At 44.1% G+C, this 26,550-nt stretch carries 27 protein-coding genes and 1 tRNA gene; 20 read left to right on the top strand and 8 right to left on the bottom strand.

Features of this window, described 5'->3' with window-relative positions:
- The 20 genes from ACOBWA_RS08430 (at window position 1) to ACOBWA_RS08335 (ending at window position 16,736) form a co-directional block, all read left to right on the top strand.
- Window positions 1–489 (top strand): hypothetical protein, encoded by a 489-nt coding sequence (locus tag ACOBWA_RS08430; protein ID WP_420229038.1) that lies wholly within the window; start codon window positions 1–3, stop codon window positions 487–489.
- Between the two features lie 111 nt (window positions 490–600).
- Complete coding sequence (locus tag ACOBWA_RS08425; RefSeq protein ID WP_420229037.1) at window positions 601–849, top strand: hypothetical protein; 249 nt, start codon at window positions 601–603, stop codon at window positions 847–849.
- 86 nt (window positions 850–935) lie between these two features.
- Window positions 936–1,187, top strand: coding sequence for a hypothetical protein (locus tag ACOBWA_RS08420; protein WP_420229036.1), 252 nt, complete (start codon window positions 936–938; stop codon window positions 1,185–1,187).
- 2 nt (window positions 1,188–1,189) lie between these two features.
- The gene (locus ACOBWA_RS08415; RefSeq protein WP_420229035.1) at window positions 1,190–1,945 is read left to right on the top strand and encodes a hypothetical protein; all 756 of its coding nucleotides are present in this window, start codon (window positions 1,190–1,192) and stop codon (window positions 1,943–1,945) included.
- Window positions 1,946–2,045: 100 nt separating this feature from the next.
- Window positions 2,046–2,456 (top strand): hypothetical protein, encoded by a 411-nt coding sequence (locus ACOBWA_RS08410; RefSeq protein ID WP_420229034.1) that lies wholly within the window; start codon window positions 2,046–2,048, stop codon window positions 2,454–2,456.
- Window positions 2,446–2,877, top strand: a complete 432-nt coding sequence (locus ACOBWA_RS08405; RefSeq protein WP_420229033.1) for a hypothetical protein — start codon at window positions 2,446–2,448, stop codon at window positions 2,875–2,877. The genes ACOBWA_RS08410 and ACOBWA_RS08405 overlap by 11 nt, the downstream gene beginning before the upstream one ends.
- Window positions 2,878–2,943: 66 nt before the next feature.
- On the top strand, window positions 2,944–6,564 hold the full coding sequence (locus ACOBWA_RS08400; protein ID WP_420229032.1) for a hypothetical protein: 3,621 nt from the start codon (window positions 2,944–2,946) through the stop codon (window positions 6,562–6,564).
- Window positions 6,564–6,905 (top strand): hypothetical protein, encoded by a 342-nt coding sequence (locus ACOBWA_RS08395; protein WP_420229031.1) that lies wholly within the window; start codon window positions 6,564–6,566, stop codon window positions 6,903–6,905. Before ACOBWA_RS08400 ends, ACOBWA_RS08395 begins: the two co-directional genes overlap by 1 nt.
- Window positions 6,906–6,914: 9 nt before the next feature.
- A complete protein-coding gene (locus tag ACOBWA_RS08390) occupies window positions 6,915–7,781 on the top strand; it encodes a LamG-like jellyroll fold domain-containing protein (protein ID WP_420229030.1) in 867 nt (288 codons plus the stop codon).
- 3 nt (window positions 7,782–7,784) lie between these two features.
- On the top strand, window positions 7,785–9,764 hold the full coding sequence (locus ACOBWA_RS08385) for a hypothetical protein (RefSeq protein WP_420229029.1): 1,980 nt from the start codon (window positions 7,785–7,787) through the stop codon (window positions 9,762–9,764).
- Entirely contained in the window at window positions 9,764–9,997 is a 234-nt protein-coding gene (locus tag ACOBWA_RS08380; protein WP_420229028.1) for a hypothetical protein, read from the top strand. The genes ACOBWA_RS08385 and ACOBWA_RS08380 overlap by 1 nt, the downstream gene beginning before the upstream one ends.
- A gap of 1 nt (window position 9,998) precedes the next feature.
- A complete protein-coding gene (locus ACOBWA_RS08375; protein WP_420229027.1) occupies window positions 9,999–10,430 on the top strand; it encodes a hypothetical protein in 432 nt (143 codons plus the stop codon).
- Between the two features lie 2 nt (window positions 10,431–10,432).
- On the top strand, window positions 10,433–10,567 hold the full coding sequence (locus tag ACOBWA_RS08370) for a hypothetical protein (RefSeq protein WP_420229026.1): 135 nt from the start codon (window positions 10,433–10,435) through the stop codon (window positions 10,565–10,567).
- Window positions 10,568–10,754: 187 nt separating this feature from the next.
- Entirely contained in the window at window positions 10,755–11,234 is a 480-nt protein-coding gene (locus tag ACOBWA_RS08365; protein ID WP_420229025.1) for a hypothetical protein, read from the top strand.
- A gap of 96 nt (window positions 11,235–11,330) precedes the next feature.
- Complete coding sequence (locus ACOBWA_RS08360) at window positions 11,331–13,772, top strand: tape measure protein (RefSeq protein ID WP_420229024.1); 2,442 nt, start codon at window positions 11,331–11,333, stop codon at window positions 13,770–13,772.
- The gene (locus tag ACOBWA_RS08355) at window positions 13,727–14,812 is read left to right on the top strand and encodes a hypothetical protein (RefSeq protein WP_420229023.1); all 1,086 of its coding nucleotides are present in this window, start codon (window positions 13,727–13,729) and stop codon (window positions 14,810–14,812) included. Before ACOBWA_RS08360 ends, ACOBWA_RS08355 begins: the two co-directional genes overlap by 46 nt.
- 44 nt (window positions 14,813–14,856) lie before the next feature.
- Entirely contained in the window at window positions 14,857–15,339 is a 483-nt protein-coding gene (locus tag ACOBWA_RS08350; RefSeq protein WP_420229022.1) for a hypothetical protein, read from the top strand.
- Between the two features lie 86 nt (window positions 15,340–15,425).
- Entirely contained in the window at window positions 15,426–15,740 is a 315-nt protein-coding gene (locus ACOBWA_RS08345) for a hypothetical protein (RefSeq protein WP_372845374.1), read from the top strand.
- A 38-nt stretch (window positions 15,741–15,778) separates the two neighbouring features.
- Complete coding sequence (locus tag ACOBWA_RS08340) at window positions 15,779–15,973, top strand: hypothetical protein (RefSeq protein WP_420229021.1); 195 nt, start codon at window positions 15,779–15,781, stop codon at window positions 15,971–15,973.
- A 1-nt stretch (window position 15,974) separates the two neighbouring features.
- Window positions 15,975–16,736 (top strand): N-acetylmuramidase domain-containing protein, encoded by a 762-nt coding sequence (locus ACOBWA_RS08335; RefSeq protein ID WP_420229020.1) that lies wholly within the window; start codon window positions 15,975–15,977, stop codon window positions 16,734–16,736.
- A gap of 198 nt (window positions 16,737–16,934) precedes the next feature.
- On the opposite strand, the gene ACOBWA_RS08330 is transcribed toward ACOBWA_RS08335, so the two are convergent.
- The 8 genes from ACOBWA_RS08330 to ACOBWA_RS08295 form a co-directional block, all read right to left on the bottom strand.
- A tRNA-Ile gene (locus tag ACOBWA_RS08330) sits at window positions 16,935–17,011 on the bottom strand.
- A 95-nt stretch (window positions 17,012–17,106) separates the two neighbouring features.
- Complete coding sequence (locus ACOBWA_RS08325) at window positions 17,107–17,919, bottom strand: pteridine reductase (RefSeq protein WP_420229019.1); 813 nt, start codon at window positions 17,917–17,919, stop codon at window positions 17,107–17,109.
- Window positions 17,920–17,956: 37 nt separating this feature from the next.
- On the bottom strand, window positions 17,957–18,742 hold the full coding sequence (locus tag ACOBWA_RS08320; protein WP_420229018.1) for a hypothetical protein: 786 nt from the start codon (window positions 18,740–18,742) through the stop codon (window positions 17,957–17,959).
- Complete coding sequence (locus ACOBWA_RS08315) at window positions 18,640–19,137, bottom strand: hypothetical protein (RefSeq protein ID WP_420229017.1); 498 nt, start codon at window positions 19,135–19,137, stop codon at window positions 18,640–18,642. Before ACOBWA_RS08315 ends, ACOBWA_RS08320 begins: the two co-directional genes overlap by 103 nt.
- 278 nt (window positions 19,138–19,415) lie before the next feature.
- Window positions 19,416–21,734 carry an NADP-dependent malic enzyme gene (locus ACOBWA_RS08310; protein WP_160021186.1) on the bottom strand — a complete coding sequence of 773 codons (2,319 nt, stop codon included), beginning with the start codon at window positions 21,732–21,734 and terminating at the stop codon, window positions 19,416–19,418.
- Between the two features lie 366 nt (window positions 21,735–22,100).
- Entirely contained in the window at window positions 22,101–23,567 is a 1,467-nt protein-coding gene (locus ACOBWA_RS08305; protein ID WP_420229016.1) for a protein adenylyltransferase SelO, read from the bottom strand.
- Window positions 23,568–23,896: 329 nt separating this feature from the next.
- The gene (locus tag ACOBWA_RS08300) at window positions 23,897–25,075 is read right to left on the bottom strand and encodes an acyl-CoA desaturase (RefSeq protein WP_394123910.1); all 1,179 of its coding nucleotides are present in this window, start codon (window positions 25,073–25,075) and stop codon (window positions 23,897–23,899) included.
- Window positions 25,076–25,543: 468 nt separating this feature from the next.
- On the bottom strand, window positions 25,544–26,272 hold the full coding sequence (locus ACOBWA_RS08295; protein ID WP_420229015.1) for a glycerophosphodiester phosphodiesterase: 729 nt from the start codon (window positions 26,270–26,272) through the stop codon (window positions 25,544–25,546).
- Window positions 26,273–26,550: the final 278 nt, after the last annotated feature.

Below are 26,550 nucleotides of genomic sequence, written 5' to 3'. Positions count from 1 at the left end.
ATGCGTGCAGCACTGCAAGCAACAGTCGAAACTGTGGCAGCCGCTACCGTAACAGGTGAAAGTCATAACATTGGTGGCGAAATTGGCGATATGGCCTTTTTGAAACATGGCAACGTGTCAGATGTAGCTATCACTGATGCAGATGCAGGCCCATTAGTGCAAGGTACTGATTACACAGTCGATGCTGATTATGGCCGTGTTGAGCTGCTTACAGGTGGACATACCGCGCCATTGGCAATCGACTACGGTTACGGTGAGTCTAAAGTAACCAAGCCAATGACTGATGATGTTGATTACTATGAAGTCCGTCTTGATGGTATTAACACCGTTGGTCAACAAGGTCGTCAGATTACGACCGCTTATCGCGTCAAACTTGATCCAGCCGACACTTACGACCTCATTAATGAGAACTTTGCAGAGATGAGCATTGAAGGTGAGTGTTTGTTTGATGAAGATGCAGGTGCAACTTATCAGGTTGTGAACCTGTAGCTTGATGGGTCTATGTGAAATTTCATAGACCCATTTTTATTTAATTAAGTCATTGCGCGTCGATGGCTTACTCAAATGAAATACTTATCAACCAAATGAAGAGGCGTGATCATGGCAGCTACTACACAAGTAACAGTAACAAAAGCGTGGACTAAATTATCAGACGGTGATTGCACTGTGCAAGCCGCTTATATCGATGACTTTTATCACATTGCTATCAGTGAGACTGAACCAACTAGCGATGCTAGCATAAAGTTAAAACTCAACGAACCCGCTACTTTTGCTTATAAAACAGCCGTTTATTGCAAATTGGCAAGCAATAGCAAGCGGACGAGCGCACCTATCAACGTCATCAAGTAAGGAGCTATCATGCAGTATTTCGGCTTTGATAGACCGTCATTTTTTTTAAGACATTAGGCTTTGGCGACAGCTTTGACCCTTTAGATTTGTTCGCGGGTGACAAGCAAGGTGTTTGGTATGACCCGTCAGACTTAACAACGCTTTTTCAAGATGCGGCTGGAACAACGCCCGTCACAAAAGATGGTGACCCAGTAGGGTTGATGCTTGATAAGTCAAAGGGATTAAAGCTCGGTACTGAGCTTTTTGGTAACGGAGATTTTAGTAACGGCTTAACGGACTGGGCGCTAGTTGCTAGCACCTCTGCAACCGCCTCCGTATTAGAGGGGTGTGTGTTATAAATATGCACTCATCTATTGTAGGGCTTGCTATTGGAATACGAATAAACCAGCCTGTAGAGGTCGGTAAGACTTACATACTGACAGCTGATATAAGCCATACTGGACGCGCTGACTTTAGCGCAGGTCTTTATTGTTTTGATGGTGCATTCTCATCAAAACCTATAACAAATAGCGCAGGGCGCGCTTCTATAATATTTACAGCGACCAGTACGTCGGTGCAAATTAGAGCAGGAATTAATGCAACCACAGCTGGCGTTAGCGGCGAGAAAGCAACGATTGACAATTTATCTATGAGAGAGTTAAAAGGCAATCATTGTAGGCAGCTAACAAGTTCGGCTAGACCAACGTATAAGACTGATGGAGTTTTACGCTGGCTTAAAGGCGATGGTGTAGATGACCGTATTCTTTCGCCCAATTTCGGGCTAGCTCGACCAACCACTATTGCAGCAGGATTTACAGCAGATAAAGCTGGCGGTTTTATAATGGACGGCTTGACTGTTACGACTGGCTCACTCTACATAGACCCAGCTAGACCTAGTTCAGTAAGGCTTGCTGCTGGCAATACTCTTTATTCATCAAACAACCATACACTAGGAAGCCCTGTGACTGCTATATCAAACATTGGTGTTTCAGGAAACCCACTAACCATATCCCTTAATGGGGGAAGTAAGGAGGTGTTGGCAGGAGTTGATAATACTGGTGCTACTCCAATGGGGGTGTTGTTTTACTTTCTGCGGCCACTAACGTACTACATATGACTGGAAAGATATTTGGTGTTATATGCGTATCAAAGATTACCACAGCATACGAAGAGCAAATGATTAACGCTTATTTGGCGGCTAAGTCGGGGGTTGTTTTATGAGTGAGTTCAAGCACAGAATGACGCTTGCTGTACCGCAAGCACATATAGAGGACGCAAACCACCTTGCTCTAATCGTAGGTCAGTTTGCTGCTGATATTAATACTTTTGTAGATAGTACGTGGCAAGATGCTAACGGCAATCTCTACGCTGTCTGTAGCACAGTTATAAAGCCTGTTGTGCTTGGCATGTTTGGTATAAACCTTAGTGACATTACGTTGCCCCTACACGCTCAAAATGCAGACATACAAGCTGCTCAGCGTGCGCTTGACATGGTGATAATGTATAAGCAAGGCGATAAGGCAAGTACCACAAGTATTATGTGTGCGATTGACTTTGAGCCATTGCAAGTGTTTAGTGATATGGGATTGACGATTGTGCGAGATGGCGAGGTTATTAATGCGTACTAACTCACAAACCAAACTGACAAATATCGTCACGGGTAACGTTATTATCTTATCTGATAGCTTATATCCCGATGCTGAGCATGATTGGTCTGCTATTGTATCAAGCACTAAGTACGCACTAGATGGTACGATGATTGTCGAGCAGTCGGTCAGGCAAGCGGGGCGACCATATGTGATGCAAGCACCCGCTGGGCATGGAGTGCTATCACGGTCAACGGTTAATGCCCTCAAAGCTGAGCGGGACAAGTTAGGTGCTACCTTTTGGCTGGATTACTTAGCGGATGGGGCAGTAAAGCGCGTCAAAGTCATGTTCGATACGACAGCCGAGGCGATTAATGCAACGCCCGTAAAAGGCAGTACAAGCCCAGAGCTGAGCGATTATTACAATGTGACGCTTAAATTCTTAGAGATACCGAGCGTGTAAATCTTATTACATATTTAGCCCTTTATTTAGGGCTTTTTAATGCCTAAAATTTGACGGATGACACCAATGGGAACGATTACTCAAAACGATTTAGAGATATTAAAGTCCGAGATTATGGCAGACACGCCAGACGGCGGCGGATTGCCTACAGGTATTGCCGTCATTGATGGAGTATCAAATAACTTATTTCCTGATGTGTCGGATATTGACCGCCTTATCGGTCGTGTGCGTCTGCGTAAAGTATCGCTAGCAGTTAAAACGGCTAATGCTGAACTATTGCAAGCGACACGCATGCTGTTTACTGAGTTGCCCGATAATCCTAATATCAGCGTATTTGCGTTTAAAGCGAACAGCTTTGCCGATAGACGCTCAGACGCTCAAAACAAGATTGAGTCATACCTTGCTTTTGGAACTAAGTGGTCAGGTCATGTATTGGAGACACAGCTTGCAGGTCAGCGCGTGATCCAAATCTCGCTAGATAAAGGCGACCCAGTGCCAGCAGTCGGTCAGCCGCTTGTACTCGTGCAAAACGAAGGGCAATCTGATGAGTATTATCAGTATCTCAGACCGCTTAAAGTTGAAACGGTAGAACGTCGCTTTCAAAAGTCAGCAAGTGAAACAGTAACACGCACAGTTGCCACGATTGAGTTTGGCGACACGCTGAATAAGTCATTTAACGGCTTAACAGTACAGGAGTTTTATTTAAACGCATCAACTACTAGACGTGCTATCTTGCGTGAGGCTCGTATTGCTGATGCTGCTAAGTATTACAGTGCATCACGCTTGGCCGAGCCAGTAGTAGCCATGCAATCACGCCAAGTACGTCTTAACTCTATTTACACGCAAGTTGTGCCAAGCACGCAAGTTGAGACACCTATTTTGCAGCGCGATCCAGCCAACCAAGTTGCTACTCAAGCGCGTGGCGATGGTGTGATTAATATCAGCCAGTCAGTCAACGTGACAGCCAATACTGCTTTTAGTTTACCAAGCGGTATCGCTGTCGGTACGTTGAGCATAACGGTCGGTGGTCGCTCGTTAACCGATAGAGATGGGCAGTTGGTAGATAGCAGCAATGTAGCATACGCATCTATTAAGTACGGCGTTGGTCAAATTACTTGGTATAGCATACTCAGTCTTGGCCAAACAACTATTACAGGTAGCTACAAACCTGCCAGTGAATTTACTCGTGTAGCGCAAAATGATTATCAGGTTGTTGATGATAACGCAGGCTATAACTATGTGCGTGAGCTTGGCGCAGAGCCAGTACCAAACAGTCTTAAAATTACTTATACGGTACAAGGTAGTAATTATCTCGTGCATGACGATGGGCGCGGTAACTTAGTCGATGATGATGGTAATGGACGTGGCACGGTACAAGGCAAGACAGTATTGCTTACAACTGCCGCTATTCCTGATGCTGCCAGTTATATTATTTACTCGTTTGGTGTTGATTTAGATACGGTTAAGTATGGCGCACAAGTGTTGCCTGCTGCTTATCACGTTATAAATGTGGCAGATAAAGTAAGTGGCCCAATTACTGTTACATGGGCAACCGACAAGACAGCGACAGTTGCAAATGGCGTTGTCACAGGTGATGCAACAGGGACTTTTATCGATGAGCGTTTAAGCCTTGCGCCAAATTTGACAGTGGTAAAAGATACAGTATTCAATCTGTCCTATCAGCGTATTTTGGCAGCCAATGTTGTAACCACAAAATACACAGAGTCGCCTAATATTAGCGATGGCATTTATGAAAAAACTATTACTTTTGACCAATCGGTTACTGGTGTTGAATTTAGCTTAGTGATGGGCAGGGATGATCTAGGTTATGCAGGCCATATTAACATCATACTAAGTGACAATGGCACGTCGTTAAAAATAGATAATGTTCTATATCCTGCTTATTCTGACAAGATGTTCTATTCAGGAAATACGGTGACTCGCAGTAGTGACTTTGTTTGGCAGCCGTTTAATGGCCCAGTCGCGCAAAAGTGGGATGTGGAGCTATTGAGCAGCACGCTTAATAAATCAGCAGGTACAGCCAGCTTTAAAGTTAAAGTATCAAAACAAGTTAGCGGTGTCGATGTATTGGCAAGACCAGGTGTCTCTCCAGTATTTAATATCACTCAGAAAACAATGCCATTTAAAATCGGCAATGTTGATTTTTTAGCCAAATCTACAACTGCACCTACCGTTGAAGCGGCTACCACTACAGGGCAAGCAAGCAATCTTAACCTAGCACTACCGCAAGATGCCTTAGCGCCTATTGTCAATGGTTCTGTATTTGTTGATGCAATCGGAGTTAGTTTAAGAGATGTCAGCGGAAAAATGTATTCAGGCAGCACTCAAGTTGGCGTGATTGACTACAATTCTGGCGCAGTGTCATTAACAGCATGGCAAGCAGGACAAGCAAACACGGTTAATCTCAAGTCAATGCTACGTGAAAACAACCCAGTACCACTTGCTAATTTGATTTTTAGAACGCCAGTGGCACCACTAAAAGAAGCGTCTTTGCAAATCAGCGCCGAGCTTGCAGATGGTACACCTATATCGCTATCAACTGACGAGCAAGGTAATATCACTGGACATAACTTTGCACATGGTACGGTTGACTTTAAAGCTGGGGTAGTTGCCTTATACTTCTATGAGCAACTAGGTGTGACAGCTAATCCTAGCGTGGTTAATGAGCCTTGGTATGACGCAAACAATATCTATGATGTTGGTGGCACGAACTATATCAATAGACCCGTTTACGTTAAGCCCGACTCAATTCGCTATAACGCGATTGCCTACAGTTACCTGCCACTTGATAAAGAGCTTATCGGACTTGATCCAGTGCGCTTGCCAACTGATGGTCGTGTGCCATTTGTTCGCAAGGGCGACAGTATCGCTATTACTGAGCTTAAAACATTGGAGCTACTAACGAACGAGCCAAACGATACGTTTGATTTAGGTTTTGAGCGATTGAGTGATGTAAATGTGGTTGATGCCAACGGCTTAAAGGTTGATCTTGATTATCTTGATGTGGATTTAGATGCTGGTACTTTACAGCTCAACGGTATGTTTGATATGTCATTCTACACAGCGCCATTGACTGCCAAATATCGGATCATGGATATTGCATTAGTTATTGATGCGGACATATCAGGTCGTGTGACGCTATCAACAGTTATTACTCATGACTACAGCACGGCAGCAGTGTTTAGCTCAATGCTACTCGCAGGTGATATGCAAGCGCGCGCGTATAACGTGTTTAGTCAAAAGTCATGGGGCAGTGTGTTTAGCGATGTATTGATTGGTGATAAGGCAACATCGCAGTTGCAAGTAACTAACAACCCTATTGTTGTGACTAATCGTGACTCAATTGAGGAACGTTGGGTGTTAGTCTTTACCAGTAATACGGATTTTAGAATTATCGGAGAAACAGTTGGTGAGATTGGCGTAGGAGAAACTTCGGTCGTGACAGCGCCAATCAACCCCATGACTGGCTATCCGTATTTTACGATACTACAAGCGGCTTGGGGCACAGGTTGGTCGGCTAATAACGTAGTGAGATTTAATATGGCTGCTGCTAAATATCCGATTTGGATTGGTAATGCTATTCAGCAGCATCAGGGTTCAAGCAAAGATAACTATGATTTTACTATTGGCTATCATGCCAACATTGACCGTGAACGAGGTGCGTAATGGTATTAACTGACGTTGCAAAAAACGCTATGCTGCAAGGCTTGGCGAATAAATTAAACGCAGGTACTAACTCTTTATTGTCCGTTTATATTGGTGCGACTTTAGCGGTTGAGATTACGCTTACTAATCCCGTTGAGCTAAGTATAACAGGCGGTATGTTGAGGTTTAACGTACCGCCACAGGCTCTAGCGATTGCATCTGGCATACCGACAGAGGCTCGTATATTAGATGCGTCAGGCGCTCTTATGGTCACACTACCTGCTTCACTAATAACCCTAGATAAAGAAAAGGTTTATCAAGGTGGTTATGTGGGCGTTACGTCAATTAGATTTAGCATATAAGGGTAGATTATGGCTGATAATAAAATAACAGGTCGCGCTAAAAAGTACGATGGTACGCCCATTGATTACGTTTCTATATTCAATTGGACTGACGGAAAATGTATTGCTCAGGTTTTACCTAATGCGGCAGGAGAGTGGGAGTATCAATACTCCACAGGGCTGAATGTAGGATTAACTTATGTGGCAAATGGTTGCGAGCCTATCACTCACGGCGCTTATCAGTTTGATTATGTGTCAGCGATACCGACCGACACTATTCTGCATTATAGCTTTAATGGCGACGCCTTAGATCAATCGGCTAGCGCTTTAAATGGCGTTAAGACTGGTGTTGCGAATTTTATTGCGGGTCGTAAAGCAGGGACTCAGTGCCTAGAGTTTATAAATGGTTGTATCAGAACTCCGCAACCGCTAGTTATCAATAGCGATAAGGTAGCTATTAGTTTTTATATGGCAACAAATCAAAATGACTTAGGGGTTCTTTTTGAGATGGGGCAGGCTACCGGTAACAATAGGTTTGCGGCCTTTATGAACAACCGCAGCTTTGCACCATTAACTTTTGTACTTGTGGATAATCCCAGTACAGTCAGCGGCTCTTACGCTGCTATAAATAAAAGTTTAGTTTGGCAGCATATTGTATTGCAAGCAGATAAATCTAAGCCACTAAACTCAGAGATTGAGATATACATAAATAATGAATATTTAGCCATCAGAGATAACCAGTTGCCCAGTAATGTCACTGGGCTTTTTGCTTCTCATGTACTGTATATCGGACAGCGTGAAGCAAGCTCGCTACCTTTCAAGGGCTTAATTCAAGACTTGCGTATTTATAATCGCACCTTGAGCGCCGAGGAACGTTTAGCCTTATTTAATGAGTAGATTATGACTTATATTACGCCCCCGCTAACGGTCGATGTTGTACTCAATCAGCAGGTATCTGCTCCGCCAATACTCGATGTGGTGTTATGTCAGCCTGTTGATAATAGCGTAAGTTTAACTATTGATGTAATCGTTGGTGTTAGCGCATCAGCCGAGCTATCAATAACTGAGTTTGTGGTCGGTGTTGGCATTGATGCGGTATTGCCAATTAATCCTCAAGCTGAGATTGTTGCAACTTATGACGTCAATGTCTTTAGGGGAGCAAAACTTGGTGTATCTAGCGACTTGCAATATTCAAAATTACAAGGTATTGATAAGTCGGGCAGCTTTGAGGGCGGCCAGTTAGCTAGCATTAAATCCGCCGAGCTAATAGATTCTGCAAAACTACTTAGTGTTGACAGTCAGGCGAGGTTTGAGGCTAACATCAAGTTGACTACGGGCGAGCAAGCATTAACTGAGCAGTCAAAGCTAGTCGGCACGGATAGCGAGCAGTTATATGAGTCTCAAAATTTTGTCGATACTAAATCACAGCTCAAAAACGAGACGGCAAAGCGCGTCAGTCATAGCAACTGGTACAGCTATGAGGCTATGCTTGCGCGTCAAACACAGCGCAAAGTGCAAGGCGAGTACAGCTATCTTGATGCAATCATGCGTCATACGTCTAGTGATTACGGCAAGCTCGCAGGGTATCGCTATCGTAACCTAATCGAGACGGCAAAGCTGCCATCTTGGTTTACAAGTTATATCGCACCTCCGCTGTGGCAGACAGTCATACTAAGACAGCAACTAGCAGCGCCTACGCTACCGCTTGATGTTACCTTATGTGTGCCTAAAAGTCAGTCACCGCGATCTAAACTGTCAATTGCTCAAAGTGATATTGATGTTTACGGCTATCTAGTATTAACCGCTAAAGAGAGTGACGGCACTGAGCCTACACCCTCAAAAGGAGTTATATTTGTGACAAACAGTGTGTCATTAACACGCTCAGATGATGGGCGTGAGATTAAGCTCTTGGGCTTTAGCGTCGGTATTGATAGCAACAGCTATTGCTGGACGTTTAGCGCCACTGTGCCGCTATCTGAGCTATCCAAAGTCGATACGGCACGAGAGCAGCAGATAGGTGTGGACTTTACGTGTAACGGCAATCTATGGCGATTTATTTTAGATAGTTGCGAGGACTCAATCCAGTTTGGCGAGAGTAGCTTAACGATCAAAGGCAAGTCCCGCGCCATGCTTTTAGCAAGTCCGTACTCATCACAGCGTGGCTTTAAGTTTGACACGGCTATGTCAGCGCGTCAGATAGCAGAGGCAGAGCTTAATCGCAACGGTGTGCCGTCAGGCTTTACGCTTGATTGGCAATTAGCAGGGGTTAATGGCTGGAATGTACCGGCCAATACTTACAGTTACTCAAACAAGACGCCTATCAATAGCTTACAGTGGATCGCCGAGGCAGCAGGCGGTTTTATCAATGCGGATATGAGCGCTGATGTATTGCACGTACTCGCACGCTATCCTATCCCATCATGGGAATGGGCAGCGCAGACACCTAGTATTAACTTGACGCAATCATTAATCACTAGCCGCAGTCGGGGCCGTGTTAATAAGCCTGCATACAATGGGGTAACGATATACGGTGAGAATGACGGTGGTATCGGTGCTCTAATCAAGCGCACAGGCACAAGCGGAGGCTATCAGCCGCCAATGGTCACGAGTGACTTAATGACCGACCAAGACGCCGCTATTAGTCGCGGCAAGATGATATTGAGCGACACTGGTGATATCGGCAACATTGGTATCTCGATGCCGTTGATTGCTGATATTGGCGTGTTAAAACCATCTACATTGATTGGTGTCAATGATGGTGAGCAATGGGTTGGTATGGTCAGAGGCACGACTATCACCGGTCGCCTATCGAGCAATCGAGCATTAGAGATTGACCAGTCTATTGATGTTGAAAGGCATTTTGATAAGGAGGTTGTCTGATGGCTAGCGGTAATTTATGGCAACTATTCAAAAACGTCACTGAGCAGGGCGCTAAGCAATTAGCGACCGTCATTGACCGTACAGGCTCAAACTATACGGTAACGATGCAGGGCGGAGGCAACACGATTGTGCAATCAAGCGCAGCTTACGAGCTGCAATCAAAAGTATTTATCAGAGACGGTCAGATTGTAGCGCAAGCGCCTAATTTAACTTATACAGAGATTGAGGTTTAAGATGACCGATAAAAAAGACGATAGTGTTAAAACTATTAAAGTAGCAGGGCAAGAGATTGCGATCAAGCGTGTCAAAGTTAAAAATCTAAACGAAGTGACACGAGCATTTACGCCATTTGTCGCTGAGTTTGAGCGTATTGTAAAAGCAAATAAGGGACTACCTGAGAGTGAGCTATTAGCACTCATTGGTAGCTATACAGACGAGACGGTCATACTGGCATCGGTACTGACAGACCAAACGCCTACCTTTTACCGAGAGCTTGAGCCGCTTGAAATGCTCACAGTGATGCAGGAGGTCGTCGCCCATAGTGGCGATTTTTTTATGCGTCAGATTTTCATGCCCCTAAAAAGTCTGGGGGCACAGTTAGCGTTACTTGGTTCGACAGCTTACTACCATTCTACAAAATCGGACTCAGAGAGCACGATGTCTTAGATATGGCGTTTGGCGAATGGTGGGAGTTATCCAAAGCATTAGCTAAAGACAAGCAGCAAAGCATTAAGGATATGGCATCAGCTATGCGAGCATCACAAGCGGATACGAAAGACTGGAAAGAGTTTATGAAAAGCTAATATTGCTCAAAAGTAAACAATCGGTTAGAGTTAGTTATTAACTAACTTATATCGGACACCCATTGATGGACATTAAAAAATACTCATTATTGCAGCTATAGCTTTACTGGCCATCGTTGGATTCAATTACTACAGTAGCGCCCAAACTAGAGATAGCATAGCAGCACGCCAAGCTGAAACCGAATCTATGCGTGCTAGCATTGCTCAGGCAGAAATTGAGCAGGCGAATAAAGCAAAGGCTGAGCAAAGTCGTATCGAGCTAGAAGCAATGCCAGAGAAAGCTCAGAAAATAATAGCTGATAAAGAAGCTGAGCTTCAGCCAGATACTCAATATACAAATATTGATTTAGAAAAAGAAGATAGAGCCAAGCTTGATGAAATAATGGGCCGATGGAGTGATGCTAGTGTTGTGGCTGGCAGCACCGCTAGAATTGCACTATCTTCTGCTGTAAAAGACTTGCAATCGATAAGACGTGAGGCTGAAAAGCTGACGGTAACGCCTTGTCTAACTAGAGCACAGGCTAACATGCTAGTAGGCATGGACGCAGAAATACTGGGTTATATTAAATTCATGAATAACGCAAAATCAGATATTACAAAAGACATAATTGAAAAGTACGAGGCGCACGCTAAGTATTTTGAGATTATTAAAAAGTGCACAGGCTAAAACGTGTAAGCGAGAACATCGCTAAAAACCCAAGACTAGATATAGCTCACTTTAATTAGTGGGCTTTTTTAATGCCTAAAATTTGAGGTGCGCCATATGGCAGGTGATTTAGATTTTAACGTGCAGTTGCGTGTGCTCAACGAGCAGTTTAATAGCGGCATTGATAATGCTCGTGACAAGTTTACGCAGTACGCGCAGTCAGTACAACGCAACGTACAGCAAATGAATACTGACACTGAGCGAGCATCTACAATGCTAGCAGGGCTTGCTAATGTTGATGCCAGTCGTTTAACAAGTGAGATAAGCGCCACAGCTGATCAGTTAAGGCAAATGGGCGCAGGTGCCAATATATCAGGTGACCAAATTGAACAGGCTATGGAAGCATCAGCACTGCAAGTTACAAGACTTGGTAGACAGCTGGAGGTAGCAAGGTCTGAAGCATTAAGACTAAGCCAGACAAGTGCAAGTCCTGAAGATATTGAACAAGCAGCAGCTAACGTCAATCGACTGGAGCAAGAACTAAACCAGGCTAATAGTGCTAGCGTCAGCTTAGCGAATGAACTAGCAGGTGCAATGAATAGAGCAGCAAGCACCGCTGATGGTGCTCGTAATGCTATTTACCGCATTACCAATGTTCGAGTACCTGAAACCATACGAGGTGAGATTGACCAAATCAGCCGATCATTGGTTGACTTTCAGAACAATAGCGGTCGTCCTGCTGCTGAGATTGACCGTGTTACTCGTGAGGCTGAGGCGCAAATTGCACGGCTTAGAGCTGAGCTAAACGGACTAGATGATACGCAAGATAGAGTCAATCAAGGCTCGCAGCGTTTTACTGGTGGTATCAACGGTGTTCGCAACGCTGTTGGTAGTTTGCAAGGTATGTTGGCAGCTGCTGGTCTTGGTATCGGCATTGCTGAGATTATCGAAGTGTCTGACGCATTTAAAACGCTAGAGGCTCGGGTAAAATTAGCCACTGGCGAAGGCGCTGCGTTTGTCACAGGCTTTGAAGGTGTTAAACAGATTGCTAACGAGACATTTAGTAGCATTGAAAGCACAGGTGAATTGTTTGCTCGAATATCACAAGCAGGTACAGATCTAGGGTTGGCGCAAGCGCAAGTATTGTCTGTCACTCGTACTATTAATGAGGCTATACAGCTATCAGGCGGTAGTGCTGCTAGTGCTGATGCTGCAATCACTCAGCTAATACAAGGCTTGCAGTCAGGCGTGGTTCGTGGTGAAGAATTTAACAGCATCATGGAACAAGCCCCACGTTTGGCTCAGGCTATGGCTGATGGCTTAGGGGTGACTCGTGGCGAATTACGAGCATTGGCACAAGATGGCAAGCTAACATCAGAGGTTGTCATTAACGCGGTGCAGTCACAAGGTGATGCGATTGCTAGTGAGTTTGGAACACTACCAACGACGGTCGGTAATGCTTTAACAGAGGCTAAAAACAAGCTGTTTGTATTCATTGGTGAAATGGACAAGACGGTTAATCAGTCGTCAATACTTGCAAATGCAATTAGTGCGATTGGCGATAGCTTAGACAATCTTGATCCTGCAACGGTTGCAGCAATCAATCAAACATTCAATCAGTTGATAGAGACAGTCAGTTTGTTCTGGCGTCGAATTGTTGATACTTACAAAGATATTAACAACCTGATTAATGCAATAGCTGGCGGTGCAACCGATGCCAATGAGCAAGTAGGATTAATAACTGCTTCACTAAGTGGCGTGAGTATATTCATTGGCGCTATTAACGATGGTATTAAAGGCATAGAGATAGCAGCTCGTGTGGTTGAAAGTGTGTTATCAACTTGGGCGGCGGTAGCAGCAAGATTTACCGCATACTTGACCTTTGGTGAAACAAAGGCCGCATTGCTTGACCTTGCTAATAGCTTAGATGAACATGCTGTTGGTGCAATGGAAAAAGCTGATCAAGCAGCGCAAGATTTTAGTTCATCATTTGCAGCAGCGATGGAAGATGCTGCCAAGTCGTCAACTGAAAGGCTAGGTGAGGCAGCTCAAGCAGCAACAGATACTTACGATAAAATGAAGATAGACGGCACTGTTGCAGCGGAAGCGGTTGAAGGTGCTTTTACCAAAATGGCTAATGCTCAGATAGCAGCTTACGGTGAGTCAGCATTGGGAGCATTACAAGCAGAAGCAGCAGAACGCAATCTAACAGTTGCTATCAGTGAGACAGGTAAGGCTATTGTTGAAAAAATGACTGATGAGCAAGCAGCGTCAGCATCAGCGCAAGGTGCGGCAAAGGCTTTAGATAAAACCTATCGTGAGCTTGCTGATTCGCTAAGTGTCGGTATTACGCAAGGTTATGCAGATGCAAAAGCATCGGTGCTAGAGCTGTCAGAAAGCTTTGATGTTCTGACCGATGCAGGTTATCAAACAGGCGAGGTGCTATTTGCTGCCTTGAATGACATGACCAATAAGGCTAAAAATACTACCGAGCTGCAAGATATTATCTTGATGTGGGAAGAGCTGGGGAGCAGGGCAGGCTCACAGGTGAAGATCTAGCAGCAGGCCTTGACTTAGCTAATGAGCGATTAGATGCGCTGACCGATGGCGTAAATTCAGTCAATGAGGCTTACAAGGTTTTAGGTCTAACCACGCGCGCTGAAGCAGCGAAACAGGCTGAAGCGTACACGCAAGCTTACGGCATTATCGTCAAAGACGGTGAAGCCACAGCAGGACAATTGATAGACGGTTTTCAGAAATATGCTAAAGCTGCAATTGCGGCCAACGGCGATGTAGTCAGCTCGCAGCTAAAAGCTGAAGCAGCTCAGCGCGGATTGACAGTAGCAGTTGATGAAACAGGTCGTGTGACATTTAAAAGTATGGCTGATACTGAAACGGCTAATACTCGTGTCACTCGCTCAATCCATAATATCCGCACAGCCTATGACGGCATATCTAGCAGTGCAGGTGGTGCAGGTAATGCCATGGTACGCGCTGCAAATGAGGCGTCATCAGCTTACGATAAGTTGCAGCAGAAAATTAAGTCAGTCAAAGAGGCTCAGGAGCTTAAGAACGCTGACGAGACACTTAGGAACTTGCGGCAATACGGCACTGAGGAAGCGCCAGTATTGGGCAACCAGTTTGGCACTAGACTTGGTGTTGAGAACTTCTTGAAGTCGCAAGGACTATCTGAAGAATCCGCTATCGAGGAAGCGCGTAAGCTGTATGCCAAGCAGGGCACATCAAGCGGTGCTTTAAACTTTGGTGAGTTGCAAGGATATCAAGATGGTCAGGTGCTCACCAATAGCGATTTATCGAAGTTTAAAACAGCGTCTATGTACTTAGCTGAAATTGCAGAGAAAGCGCGTCAAAATGATCGACAGCGTGACAACTACGAAGTGGCAAGGACAGCGACGGCTCAAATTACAACACAAGAGTACAATCGTTTTGACAGTCAGCCAAGCTCAAGCAAAACAATTAATGTTAATTTTCAACTTGGCGGTGCAACGGCATCGATGAGTATGCCGGAGAGCCAAGAAGCATCGCTTAATGCTCTACTGCAACAACTACAAGATAGCAAAGCAATCGCAGGTTACTAGCCACTCACTGAGTGGTTTTTTATTATCTAAAATTAGGGGGCTTTATGCCGTCACACGACAAATGCGGCTTGATAAGTCGCTGTTTTGGTAAGTTTAACGAGTTGATAGACTGGGTTTTTCCAACAGCAGACAGTGTAAGGCCTGTTGAAATTGCAAATGTCGGTATGCTTTGGTCATTTTCAATAATCTTCATTATTGGCGCTGCTGACATTATTTTGCAGTACCCATATCGCGGATTTTCTTACGTGTCGTCAGTATGGGTATGGGTGGCAATGTTTATTCTTGGTTCTTGCTGTTGGCTTGCACTCGTTAAGAAATCGTTACGCTCAGATAGGCGGTCAGCAATAGGTTTAGCATTGTCAGGAGTGCTGTTTATATCGCTATCGGGGCTATTTGCTAGCGATTACCCGCCAATGTCAACAGCAGTGCCTATCTACTTCTTACATGGCGTTATGTGCTTACTAGCATCAGTTAAGAGAATGAAAACAGTACGAGTCATAGCAGACGAATTAGCCAATGAGGGGTAAAGGTGGAAATTGTAAACCTAGCTTTACAGTCGCCTTTACTTCAAATATTGGCGGCTATATGCGGCTGCCTAATCGGATCGCTGGCTATGAATCCAGTCGAGCGCTACGGTATTAGAATAGCAATCTTGTTCACAATGCTGTCAATGCTCATCGCTAGTGCGCTATCTGAATATCTAGCTGTAACTAAAGAAATGGAATTTGTAACAGTCCATGCTGCCATTGGTGGCGGCATCGGTCTAACAGGTCAGTTTTTGATTGAGGAAATCAAACAAAGCGCACCAAAATTCTTTAAATCACTGCTCAATATCTTAACGTCAACACTCATAGACAATATCGTTGAAGCTATTACGATGTTCTTTGATGGTGTTAAGCGCAGGATTAAAAAATGGTTGCCGAAATAACTTATCCGCTCTTTTGAGTGGTTTTTTTGGGGGTAAAAATGGATTATTTAAACAAGTTGGTGATGATGTTACGGTTGTACGGCGTTTGGGTTCCAGCACTGGTCGTATTCTTATTTTTAGATAGTGGTTACGAGCCATTACTTGATTTAGGTATGGCTGAGACCGTGGCTATTTTAGCGTTAGCTGGTGCAGTTGTTGGCCGTCTAATCGAGCAAACCAAACTAGGAGAGTAGAATGGCTTACGGTCATGTAATTAAGGCGCAGACAGCGTTAGCGAGTAATGGTTTTTACGCAGGTAAGATTGATGGTGACTTTGGGCAAGGCTCGTTAGATGCAGTCAATAAGCTAATAGCGAATACAGGCAAGGCTGTTGATGTATTAACCAAGCCTGATGCTTGCACAAAAAATAAGCCAAAATTAGGACGTGCTGACATTATCGTTGCAGCAAAAGGTCTAGGTGTAGAACCTGCAACGCTAAAAGCGGTTATTGATATTGAGGCGCGTTCTAGTGGATTTGACGACCAAGGCAGACCAACCATTTTGTTTGAACGTCACAAAATGTGGAAGTATCTAGGCGAGGCTAATTACTTTACCAAGCGCGACCAGCTTAACGCACTATTCCCTGATGTTTGCAGTTCATCACCAGGTGATTATAATGCTAGACCACAGTACGAGAAACTAGCCATTGCCGAATCATTGCATTGGGAGGTGGCTCATTTATCGGCATCGTGGGGCTTAGGACAGATAATGGGGTTCAATGCTGAAAGTCTAGGCTATCCATCACTAAAAGCGTTTGTTGATGCCATGTATGAGAGCGAGGCAAAACAGCTTGATGCTATGTGCCGATACATCAAAGTCAACTATCTAGTCGATGAATTACAGCGTCATGATTGGGCAGGGTTCGCAAAAGGCTATAATGGCAGCAATTACTACATCAATAAGTATGACACCAAACTAGCAGCCGCTTACGCCAAGGCTAAAAAAGAAGGTTGGTAGCATTTGAATAGGTTTACCCTGTGCCCTGTCATTAATTTGGCAGGGCTATTTTTTTGTGTCTGCGATTTAGTTTGACCTACCTTAGATATCTCAACAACGATTACTATTTGATTACTTTTTTCGTACTGATGGAAAATAGAATAAAAACAGCAGACAATAAAAAACCCTTACAAGTCAATGACTGTAAGGGTTTGAATATGGTGGGCCCAGTAGGACTTGAACCTACGACCAAAGGATTATGAGTCCTCTGCTCTAACCAACTGAGCTATGGGCCCTAACGTTAGACGCACAATGATACCTGATTTTTCTAATTTTTCAAGTAAAAGATAGGCAGTAATCAAGATATTTTTTATTGAGCCATATTTTTGTATTACAGGTGACCACCAGCTATGGTTAGACTACGACCTCCATCCACGGTGATGATCTCTCCTGTGACATAATTTGCCTGAACAAGATATAGTACGCTATGAGCAATCTCATCAGGTTGGCCTATGCGCCGCATGGGGATAGCATTGATAATACTTTGTTGCTGCTCGTTATCAATAGCTTGGTCGCTAGTAGGGTCAGGCAAGATATTGACACCAGGAGCGACACCATTGACGCGTATGTCTGGCGCCATCTCTAACGCTAGCGACTGTACCATCATTCGATGCGCAGCCTTTGCCATATTATAAACAGTATAGTTGTTAAACGGTCTATCATGCGCGTGTATGTCCAATAAACTGATAATGCAGCCTTGTTGTTGCTTTAGATAAGGTAATAGGGCTTGGCTCAGTAATAAAGGGGCTTTCGCGTTGGTCAAAAGCAACTCATCCCATTGTGCATGATTGATACTACCGAGTGGGCTAGGATAAAACCGTGAGGCATTATGCACCAGTACATCAAGCTGTCCAAACGCCTCTACGATATTTTTAACGAAGCTGTCTAAAGCCATCCCATCATTAACTATTGTCAAGTCAGCAACGATAACTTTTGCACTATTAGCACGGATGTCGTTCAGATGGTCAGCCAAGTCATTAGCGTCTTGTTCACTACGGTGACAATGAATGATGACGCGGTAACCTTGCCTATGAGCCGCTTTAACAATAGCCGCCCCAATGCGCCTAGCACTACCTGTGACAAGCATCACTGGCGCTTGGTTATTCATATTTTCTGCTTGGTAGGCATTAAGTTCTTGGTCCATAGCAATACTACTTTTTTCTCTAGTGCGCTTATCTATATCATTGTTGCGCTTGCAAGTGTTCAATCCTGCTTTGGCGTAAGGTTGCACCTATAGCGGGGCCTTTAAGGTCTGGCGCAATGTCAGTCATGCCGATGGCGTGAAAGCTGTTTAGTGCTAACATCATTTGGCGATGCTGTGTTGCTAGCTGTAACACATGACTGCACACTAGCAGTTGAGAGAGCTTGTCAGGCTCTTTATGTGCACCGCAGGCTTGGATTAAATCGATTTTTTCAGACGCATTTAGACTGTTTATTGTGCTTAGTTTTTCAGCTTGCTGAGTGAATAAAGTTGCGAACTGAGTATGTGCTTTTGGGACTTTGGCTTTATTACCGATAGCGTTAATATTTTTTATAGCGGTTGATACGTTAGACGGAGACTCAGAGTTTTCGCTATTAAATAATGATGAAGACAGGCTAGTCATTAGTAGCGCCCAGCGCTGCGATAAATTCAACTGCATCTGTCCTGCAAAATATAATGCTGTCTGCGCTGTTTCCCTTATTTGGACATTATCCCAAGCATGATGCAAAGGCGCGAAATACTCTGTGAGTGCACCAATTTCAAACAGTTTTTGCCAATAGACTTGCGGTGATAGCTGCATAGTCGCACGGCTCGATTCTTGCCAAATACGTTCGGCGCTCAAGTGAGCCAGCTCTCCTGTATCAACCAATTGACGCATCAGCGTTAAAGTGTCATCCGCGATGGCAAATCCCAAATCGTAGTAACGGCTATAGAAGCGCACCGTTCGAAGCACACGTAATGGGTCTTCACTAAAAGCACTGGACACATGACGCAATGTCTTACTTTTAAGTCTTGCAGTCCGCCATAGTAGTCGATGACTTGTCCATTAATCGGGGTATCATCGGTTAAGCTGGTAACTTCGATTGCCATCGCGTTGATGGTTAAATCACGACGGCGCAAATCATCCTCTAGACTAATATCAGGGCTGGCATGTACGCTAAAACCTTTGTAGCCTGAGCCTTGCTTGCGCTCTGTACGTGCCAACGCATACTCTTCATGACTGGTCGGATGCAAAAACACAGGAAAGTCAGCGCCCACTTGTTGAAACCCAGCATCAATCATCTCTGTAACAGTAGCGCCAACGACGACAAAGTCCTTGTCCTTGATAGGACGCTTAAGCAGTCGATCGCGTACAGCGCCGCCCACAAGGTAAATTTGCATAGAAGCCTCTTATTATTATTGAGTTTTATATCGCTAGCTCAATTTTTATAAATCAAAAAAACAGCCAATGCTTTATAAGTTGCATTGACTGGTTTTAGTATAGCAGAAGGGCTCTGTCAATGGATGACAGAGCCCTTCTTGATATGGTCAATCCTCTATAAATTGGGTAGGGTGTCAGCCTCGCTCAGTCTACTATTTGTAGTACTTTCACTCGGCTTCCTTGCATCCAAATTAACTTGAACCGACTACAGTGCATTCATACTGGGTATGATATATGACTATTTTTCGTTTTCTAGGTCTTGCGCTTCAGTGACGGTCAATGCAGTCATATTGACGATACCACGTGCTGTCGCTGATGGCGTCAAAATGTGTACCGGCTTATTAGTACCTAATAGGATAGGGCCAATAGAAGCACTGCCAGTCGCTGTTTTAAGCAGGTTGAAAGCGATGTTTGAGGCATCAAGGGTTGGCAAGATAAGCAGGTTCGCTGCACCTTTCAATGGGCTTGATGGCATATCGTTTAGACGAATATTTTCGTTAAGCGCGGCATCACCTTGCATTTCGCCTTCAAACTCAAAGTCGACGTTCATATTGGTCAATAGCTCATGAACCTTACGCATTTTGACAGCGCTGGCACGATCTGAAGCACCAAAATTAGAATGAGACACTAGCGCGACGCGTGGCGTGATACCAAAGCGACGTAACTGATCCGTTGCCAAGACAGTCATTTCAGCCAATTGTTCAGCCGTTGGGTCTTCATGGACATAGGTATCGGCGATAAAGATATTACGATCTTGCATGAGTACCGCATTCATTGCATAGAAGTCGTTCATACCTTGTTTTTTGCCAATGACGCTTTCAACGTATTTTAGATGCAATTGGTAATGGCCAAAGGTACCACATACCATGCCATCTGCTGCACCGTTTTCGACCAGCAAAGAACCAATCAAAGTCGTCTTACGGCGAACATCACGACGCGCAAGCTCAATGCTTACACCGCGGCGTTTATTTTTCTCGTAGTAGCCCTGCCAGTAGTCTTTGTAGCGAGGATCGTCATCAACGTTGACGATGGTAATATTCTCACCAGCTTTTAGACGTAGGCCTAGCTTTTTGATATTGGCTTCGATAACTGAAGGGCGACCAACCAAGATAGGTTGTGCTAGCTTCTCATCAACGACGACTTGCACAGCAAGCAAGATGTTGTTGTCTTCACCTTCACAGTACACAATACGTTTTGGATCGGCTTTAGCACGAGCAAAGATTGGCTTCATCACAAACGCAGAGTTATAAACAAACTCAGACAGACGCTGACGATAGGCTTGCATGTCATCGATAGGTAGCGTGGCAACGCCTGAATCCATCGCTGCTTTGGCCACAGCTGATGCGATTTCAATGATTAGATTTGGCTCTAGAGGGCCTGGGATTAAGTAGTCACGACCAAAGCTCTGCATCTTTTCGATGTTTCTAGCGCTAGTAGTTGGAGTAGCTTCAACGTGTGCCATCGCAGCGATTGCTTTTACACAAGCAACTTTCATCTCTTCGTTAACAGTGGTCGCACCAACATCCAATGCACCGCGGAAGATATACGGGAAGCATAGCGCGTTGTTTACTTGGTTTGGATAGTCAGAGCGACCAGTTGCCATGATGACGTCTGGACGTACCGCATGTGCCAATTCTGGCATGATTTCAGGTGTTGGGTTGGCAAGTGCAAAGACGATAGGATCTTTTGCCATACGGCGAACCATATCTTCTGATAGTGTACCTGGCATTGATAGGCCTAGGAACATATCGACATCGTCCATGACTTCTTCGATAGAAGTAGCCGTGATATCACGAGCATAACGCTGTTTGGTTTCATCAAGGTTTTCACGGCTAGTACTGATGATACCGCGTGAGTCTGAAACAATGATATTGTTCTTATTCACGCCAAGCGCGCAAATAATATCTAGGCAAGAAATGGCTGCTGCGCCTGCACCTGAACAAACAATTTTAATCTCTTCGATTTTTTTGCCAGTAATCAACAAAGCATTTAGCATGGCTGCGGCAACGATGATTGACGTACCATGTTGGTCATCATGGAACACAGGAATGTTCATGCGCTCACGTAGTACGCGCTCGATTTTGAAACATTCTGGTGCTTTGATGTCTTCTAGGTTGATACCACCAAAGGTAGGCTCAAGCGAGGCAACCGCTTCGATGAACTTATCTGGATCATTTTGAGCAATTTCAATATCAAAAACGTCGATACCTGCGAACTTCTTAAATAGAACGCCTTTACCTTCCATAACTGGTTTTGATGCCAATGGACCGATATTACCCAGACCCAATACAGCAGTACCGTTAGTGATAACACCAACTAGGTTGTTACGTGCCGTGTATTTAGACGCAAGTTTTGGATCTCTTTGGATCTCAAGACAAGGTACAGCAACGCCTGGAGAGTAGGCGAGTGCTAAATCACGTTGGTTGGCTAGCTGCTTAGTAGGGGTTACCGAAATTTTACCTGGGCGTGGAAACTCATGGTAATGTAAGGCAGCTTGTTCAAACTGCTCTTTTTCTGTACTGAGGTTATCCGTATTCGAAGTGGTATCGTCATTCATAATAATTGCCATGGTTGGAATAAATTGGAATAAATTAAATGGTGATAAAAAACAACGTCTAACCCTCCAAAAATCATTGAATGATAATAACTGAAAGAGTTAAAAACGTTAAACGACTCACGACCATCAGAATCATGGTCGACGATCAAAGATCAGGTCAAAAAAGCAAACTAGCTAAAATATTCATTCTAGCATTATTGCCAATTCACTGCCTAGTCAACAACAGTGAATTGTGCGAATAATACAATAAAATGATATTCGTTATTTATCTCGTTGATAATGCCAAAAAATGCGGTTAGATATCAACCTTAATTTCATAATGTTTCAAAATATTACAGAATTGAAAAGTGTTAAAGCGGGCAACTACTAAGATGAGCAGCTAATGGGCATTTGCGGTGTATCAGGCGCAGGCGCACTGCTATCTAAATCATTAGCGATATCTTGCACACTATAAGGATTGGCTAGTAAACGGAATACCCGATCAACTTCTTCAAACTGGCCTTGCTCTGCGGCAGTAATTGCACGCTGCGCCATGCTATTACGAAGGACATAGACAGGATTATTTGTCTGCATGTCGTTAACTGCCTGCTCAAGTGGCAGCTGCTCAATCTGTGCCAAATAACGTGCTGACCAGTCTTGCCATACTTGTTGCGCATCGCTACTTAATTCAGTGGTCATAGTAGCCAACAGCTTTTGCTCATAAGGATGATCTGCTGGTGCGACCAAACCGAGTAGGGCGCGGAAACTATTGGTGTAGTCAAGCAAGTTGTCTTCTAATAGTGTCAACCATTCAAAGGCTAAGCTGAGACTCTCTCTTTGATGCGGTAGGCCAAGCTTGCGGCACAGACCTTGCTGATAGTGCTGCATAAAGGTTGCTTCGTAAGGTGCTAAGCAATCAGCGAGCGTCTCACGAGTGACGCCTTCTAGGCGCATAAAGTGTGGCAGCCAAACGTTTAGATTCCAATGCCCTATAGCAGGCTGATTCTGATAAGCGTAGCGACCCGTATGGTCTGAGTGATTATTAATCCATGCAGGATTGAAGCGCTCCATAAAGCCAAACGGCCCGAAGTCCAAAGTACTGCCTGTTATAGATAAGTTATCTGTATTCATGACACCATGAGCAAAGCCAATCAATTGCCAATCAGCAATCATACGGGCCGTACGCTCAACCACTGCGGTCAAGAAAGCTAAGACAGGCGTTTCGCTATCGCGGCACTCTGGATAATAAGTGTCAATCATATAGTTAGTGAACTCACCCAGTACATCAGGGGCAAAGCTGGCAATCCATTCGACATGACCGAGACGAATATGACTGTCTGCCACACGCATTAGTGCTGCACCTGCTTCGATACGCTCACGGCGGACTCTCGTATCAGATACCACAAACCCCAGAGCGTTAGACGAGGGGATGCCAAGTTGGGTCAATGCATGACCGCACAGGTATTCGCGAATGGTACTACGTAAGACTGCGCGCCCATCACCCATGCGTGAATAGGGCGTCAAGCCAGCACCTTTAAGATGCAAGTCTTGTGGCTGTCCATCATTATCGAGTACCTGCGCCATTAGCAAACCGCGTCCGTCGCCCAATTGCCCAGCCCATTGTCCAAACTGGTGACCAGCATATGCCATCGATAGTGGTTTAAAATCAGCTGGCACGTATTGACCACCCAATATCTCAACCCAATTGGTCATCAGGTCTTCATCGTTTGCCCAACCTAACTGCTGTGCAACTTGAGTATTGAAGTGACCAGCACGAGGATTGTCTAGTGGCGTCGGTGGCTGCTCATGATAAAGGCGCGTGTCTAGATTGACGTAAGTGTTTTGATAACGCATACAGGCCGTTTCCATTAAAATATAAAAGTGAGAATGTCACTATAGCATAGCTCTCATATGGCATCGTTGCACTCTGTCCGTCTCTTGTAATATCTAACCAAAAAATAAAGTTTCGTTCTTTAATTAACTGAATATGATGGATGGTTATTGTTTTTGGATTAGAGAAAGCAATGGTTCAGCCAAGGTATTTGACCATTTGTTATGATAATAAGGTCATTGGAAGCAGCTAAAATGACATAAGCGATAAATTATAAGCAAAAAAATCCCCCTATCTAGGACGGATAGGGGGATGGAGAAGCTTCAAAATTACAAAACAAATCAGAGGTTAATTAAGCCGCTTTTTCGTTCGCGCCAATAGAGCGGAAGGCGGTTTTTAGATTGCTGTTATGCTCAAGGATTTTCTGTTCAATTTTGGCATAATCATGCTTCAACTTATCATCAACTTCATGCAAACGATCAGCAAACTCTGTCTTTTTAAGCTCGATAGTTTTTGCTTTTAGCGCTTGCCATTCTTCAACAGTCTGCGTAAAGGCATCATATTCAAACTTAATACGGTCTTGGAAGCTCTTCATCGCATGAGGAAGGTCAAGGCCACTTACTGCTGCTGTATCGATTTGCTGCTGAGCTTTCTTAAACTGCATTTGCACTTCTGCATGTTTGATAGTCGTATCATCAACAGTACGCAGCTCAGAAGTTAAACCAAGCTTTGATAAACCCGCGATTAACCATTTGGTTGGGTCATATTGCCACCATTTCACGCCATTACGATAGTCGTATTGGAAGAAGTGATGGTAGTTATGGTAACCCTCACCCCACGTAAAGATAGCCAAGAAGAAGTTATCACGAGCACTATTGGTATCTGTATAAGGACGTGTACCAAACATATGGCAGAACGAGTTAATAAAGAACGTAAAGTGATGCGTCAATACCAAGCGTAGTAGGCCTGCGATAACCAATGTACCCCAAACATCACCAAGCAACCAGCCGATAGCGGCAACCATACCAACGTTCATGGCAACTACCCATAGACCGTAGTATTTATGCTGAATCTGTAAAACTCTATCTTTAGTCAAATCAGGAATGTTTTTGTAGTCGAACTTGCCGCTAGGGTAGTTACGTAGCATCCAGCCAATATGACTGAACCAGAATCCACGCTGTGCTGAATACGGATCATCCAAACGATCATCTACATGACGATGGTGAGTACGGTGACCAGAAACCCAATCAAACGCAGAACCCTGTACCGCTAAGGTAGAACCAAGCAATAAAAAGTTTCTGACAATTGGATGCGCTTTATAAGCACGATGCGCCATTAGACGATGGTAACCTGCCGTAATACTGATACCAGTCCATACCATAAAGGCACCAAATACACCCCAAACAGGTGCGCTCACTTGATGAGTGAACAAGTACCATGGCGTAATGATAGCAGCAGCAATCGGCGTCGCTACCAAAATAGTCGCCGGAATCCAATTGATCGGTGCTTTGGTAAATTCAAACTCGCGCATATCAATGCTTTGCTCTTGCGCAGAAAGATCCGCTTGCTCAGAAGCTTTAGCATAATTGCGTTTGGCAACAGGCTGCTCATCAAGCGCCATTTGCGCTTTTTCTCATCAAAACGAGTCTTAAAACGCGTTAATTGAGTGCTGGCGGTCTTTACAAGCGTGTCACCAGATTTGATAGCGAAACGTAAGCCTTTAAGCGGTAAGCCAAGTGCTTTTTTGCAATCATATAATATCCCTAACGGTATTAATTTAAGCCACCATAGTACCTTAAAAAGCGTGTAAAGTGAACACTTATACACTATAAAAATATTGCTAAATAACAATAACTTGTATGGATTATAGAATGTATTGGTCAAAAATATGAGTGACTTATCAGACATGAAGGAGAAGTGTAACAAGGAGGGTAGATATGTAGGAAAGAATGCGTTTAACGAAAAACTGATTAAATATCAAAAAGTATGGTTAAGTCAGTTAAGGCAACAGCAAATGACTTGGAAAATCCGTAATGATGACATCGGTCTGCCATTTTATGAGTTTCTCAATGGTGGGAATGTCATTAACCGTCCAAGCACTTACTGGCAATCCATAACGGTGGCTATGCTTGATGACAGCTTGGGTCAAAAGCGGATGATGAATGCCTAGTTGAATACAGCCGAGTTGCAATGCGGTATTGGTCGCGCTTGCCAATGCTTCTGGCGTACGAATAAGCAAGCCGCGAGGTATATGAGATAATAGTTTGTGACATTGCAAACGGTTATGTAACTCAACATCGAAGCTCGTCAACACAACTGGTAAGCTGGCAAGAGGTGTATTAATAAATGCCTGCTGAAGCGCTGCAATCAATACTGCATAGTTGGTACGGCTGTGCGTCTTAATTTCAAGCTCAATAACGTTAAATCCGTTAAGTGCAGGTGCCATGCTTGCCAATGTCATAATAGGTTGGCCAAACTGCAATTGGCATTGAATCTCTGTGAGCTTTAACTGATCAATACGTGATTGTCGACCGCACATACGCTCTAAATCGTCATCGTGGAATACAATTAAATGACCATCAGCGTTTAGTTGTATATCAAATTCTACGCCTGCTAAGCCTCTTGACTTGAGATTCTGAGAGTATTGAAAGCCTGAAAAGGTATTTTCTAACGCCTCACCGCGTGCGCCTCGATGACCTAACAACAACGTATCTCTAAAATTTATCATATGCACCAATTATCGATGGTTTTTATGCCCAATCATATAGCGTCATATCAATGACGTCTAACAAAAACTGCAATGTAATCCGTACTTTCTTAAATATGAATTTTTAGGGACTAAATCTGCGAATGTTTGTTATGTTTTTGCAACCAAACGAAGGTTTTTCCACAATGAGGGGCACTATTTGTATATCCATGGGCTACACTAATGACCATTTGATTTAAACACCGTATAATGATGTGGTTTTCATATCTGTAGCAGCTAGCGTTGCATTTGAATGTTGA

The sequence above is a fragment of the Psychrobacter sp. ER1 genome, assembly GCF_048631835.1.
Classification (GTDB): domain Bacteria; phylum Pseudomonadota; class Gammaproteobacteria; order Pseudomonadales; family Moraxellaceae; genus Psychrobacter.
Note: the sequence above shows the minus strand (reverse complement) of the source record. Positions and strands in the feature narration are given on the sequence as shown.

Excerpts from the sequence above, each read along its gene's own strand:
- ACOBWA_RS08430 (WP_420229038.1), top strand. The coding sequence starts at position 1 with ATGCGTGCAGCACTGCAAGCAACAGTCGAAACTGTGGCAGCCGCTACC.
- ACOBWA_RS08425 (WP_420229037.1), top strand. The coding sequence starts at position 601 with ATGGCAGCTACTACACAAGTAACAGTAACAAAAGCGTGGACTAAATTA.
- ACOBWA_RS08415 (WP_420229035.1), top strand. The coding sequence starts at position 1,190 with ATGCACTCATCTATTGTAGGGCTTGCTATTGGAATACGAATAAACCAG.
- ACOBWA_RS08410 (WP_420229034.1), top strand. The coding sequence starts at position 2,046 with ATGAGTGAGTTCAAGCACAGAATGACGCTTGCTGTACCGCAAGCACAT.
- ACOBWA_RS08405 (WP_420229033.1), top strand. The coding sequence starts at position 2,446 with ATGCGTACTAACTCACAAACCAAACTGACAAATATCGTCACGGGTAAC.
- ACOBWA_RS08400 (WP_420229032.1), top strand. The coding sequence starts at position 2,944 with ATGGGAACGATTACTCAAAACGATTTAGAGATATTAAAGTCCGAGATT.
- ACOBWA_RS08395 (WP_420229031.1), top strand. The coding sequence starts at position 6,564 with ATGGTATTAACTGACGTTGCAAAAAACGCTATGCTGCAAGGCTTGGCG.
- ACOBWA_RS08390 (WP_420229030.1), top strand. The coding sequence starts at position 6,915 with ATGGCTGATAATAAAATAACAGGTCGCGCTAAAAAGTACGATGGTACG.
- ACOBWA_RS08385 (WP_420229029.1), top strand. The coding sequence starts at position 7,785 with ATGACTTATATTACGCCCCCGCTAACGGTCGATGTTGTACTCAATCAG.
- ACOBWA_RS08380 (WP_420229028.1), top strand. The coding sequence starts at position 9,764 with ATGGCTAGCGGTAATTTATGGCAACTATTCAAAAACGTCACTGAGCAG.
- ACOBWA_RS08375 (WP_420229027.1), top strand. The coding sequence starts at position 9,999 with ATGACCGATAAAAAAGACGATAGTGTTAAAACTATTAAAGTAGCAGGG.
- ACOBWA_RS08370 (WP_420229026.1), top strand. The coding sequence starts at position 10,433 with ATGGCGTTTGGCGAATGGTGGGAGTTATCCAAAGCATTAGCTAAAGAC.
- ACOBWA_RS08365 (WP_420229025.1), top strand. The coding sequence starts at position 10,755 with ATGCGTGCTAGCATTGCTCAGGCAGAAATTGAGCAGGCGAATAAAGCA.
- ACOBWA_RS08360 (WP_420229024.1), top strand. The coding sequence starts at position 11,331 with ATGGCAGGTGATTTAGATTTTAACGTGCAGTTGCGTGTGCTCAACGAG.
- ACOBWA_RS08350 (WP_420229022.1), top strand. The coding sequence starts at position 14,857 with ATGCCGTCACACGACAAATGCGGCTTGATAAGTCGCTGTTTTGGTAAG.
- ACOBWA_RS08345 (WP_372845374.1), top strand. The coding sequence starts at position 15,426 with ATGAATCCAGTCGAGCGCTACGGTATTAGAATAGCAATCTTGTTCACA.
- ACOBWA_RS08340 (WP_420229021.1), top strand. The coding sequence starts at position 15,779 with ATGGATTATTTAAACAAGTTGGTGATGATGTTACGGTTGTACGGCGTT.
- ACOBWA_RS08335 (WP_420229020.1), top strand. The coding sequence starts at position 15,975 with ATGGCTTACGGTCATGTAATTAAGGCGCAGACAGCGTTAGCGAGTAAT.
- ACOBWA_RS08325 (WP_420229019.1), bottom strand. The coding sequence starts at position 17,919 with ATGGACCAAGAACTTAATGCCTACCAAGCAGAAAATATGAATAACCAA.
- ACOBWA_RS08315 (WP_420229017.1), bottom strand. The coding sequence starts at position 19,137 with ATGCAAATTTACCTTGTGGGCGGCGCTGTACGCGATCGACTGCTTAAG.
- ACOBWA_RS08310 (WP_160021186.1), bottom strand. The coding sequence starts at position 21,734 with ATGAATGACGATACCACTTCGAATACGGATAACCTCAGTACAGAAAAA.
- ACOBWA_RS08305 (WP_420229016.1), bottom strand. The coding sequence starts at position 23,567 with ATGCGTTATCAAAACACTTACGTCAATCTAGACACGCGCCTTTATCAT.
- ACOBWA_RS08300 (WP_394123910.1), bottom strand. The coding sequence starts at position 25,075 with ATGCGCGAGTTTGAATTTACCAAAGCACCGATCAATTGGATTCCGGCG.
- ACOBWA_RS08295 (WP_420229015.1), bottom strand. The coding sequence starts at position 26,272 with ATGATAAATTTTAGAGATACGTTGTTGTTAGGTCATCGAGGCGCACGC.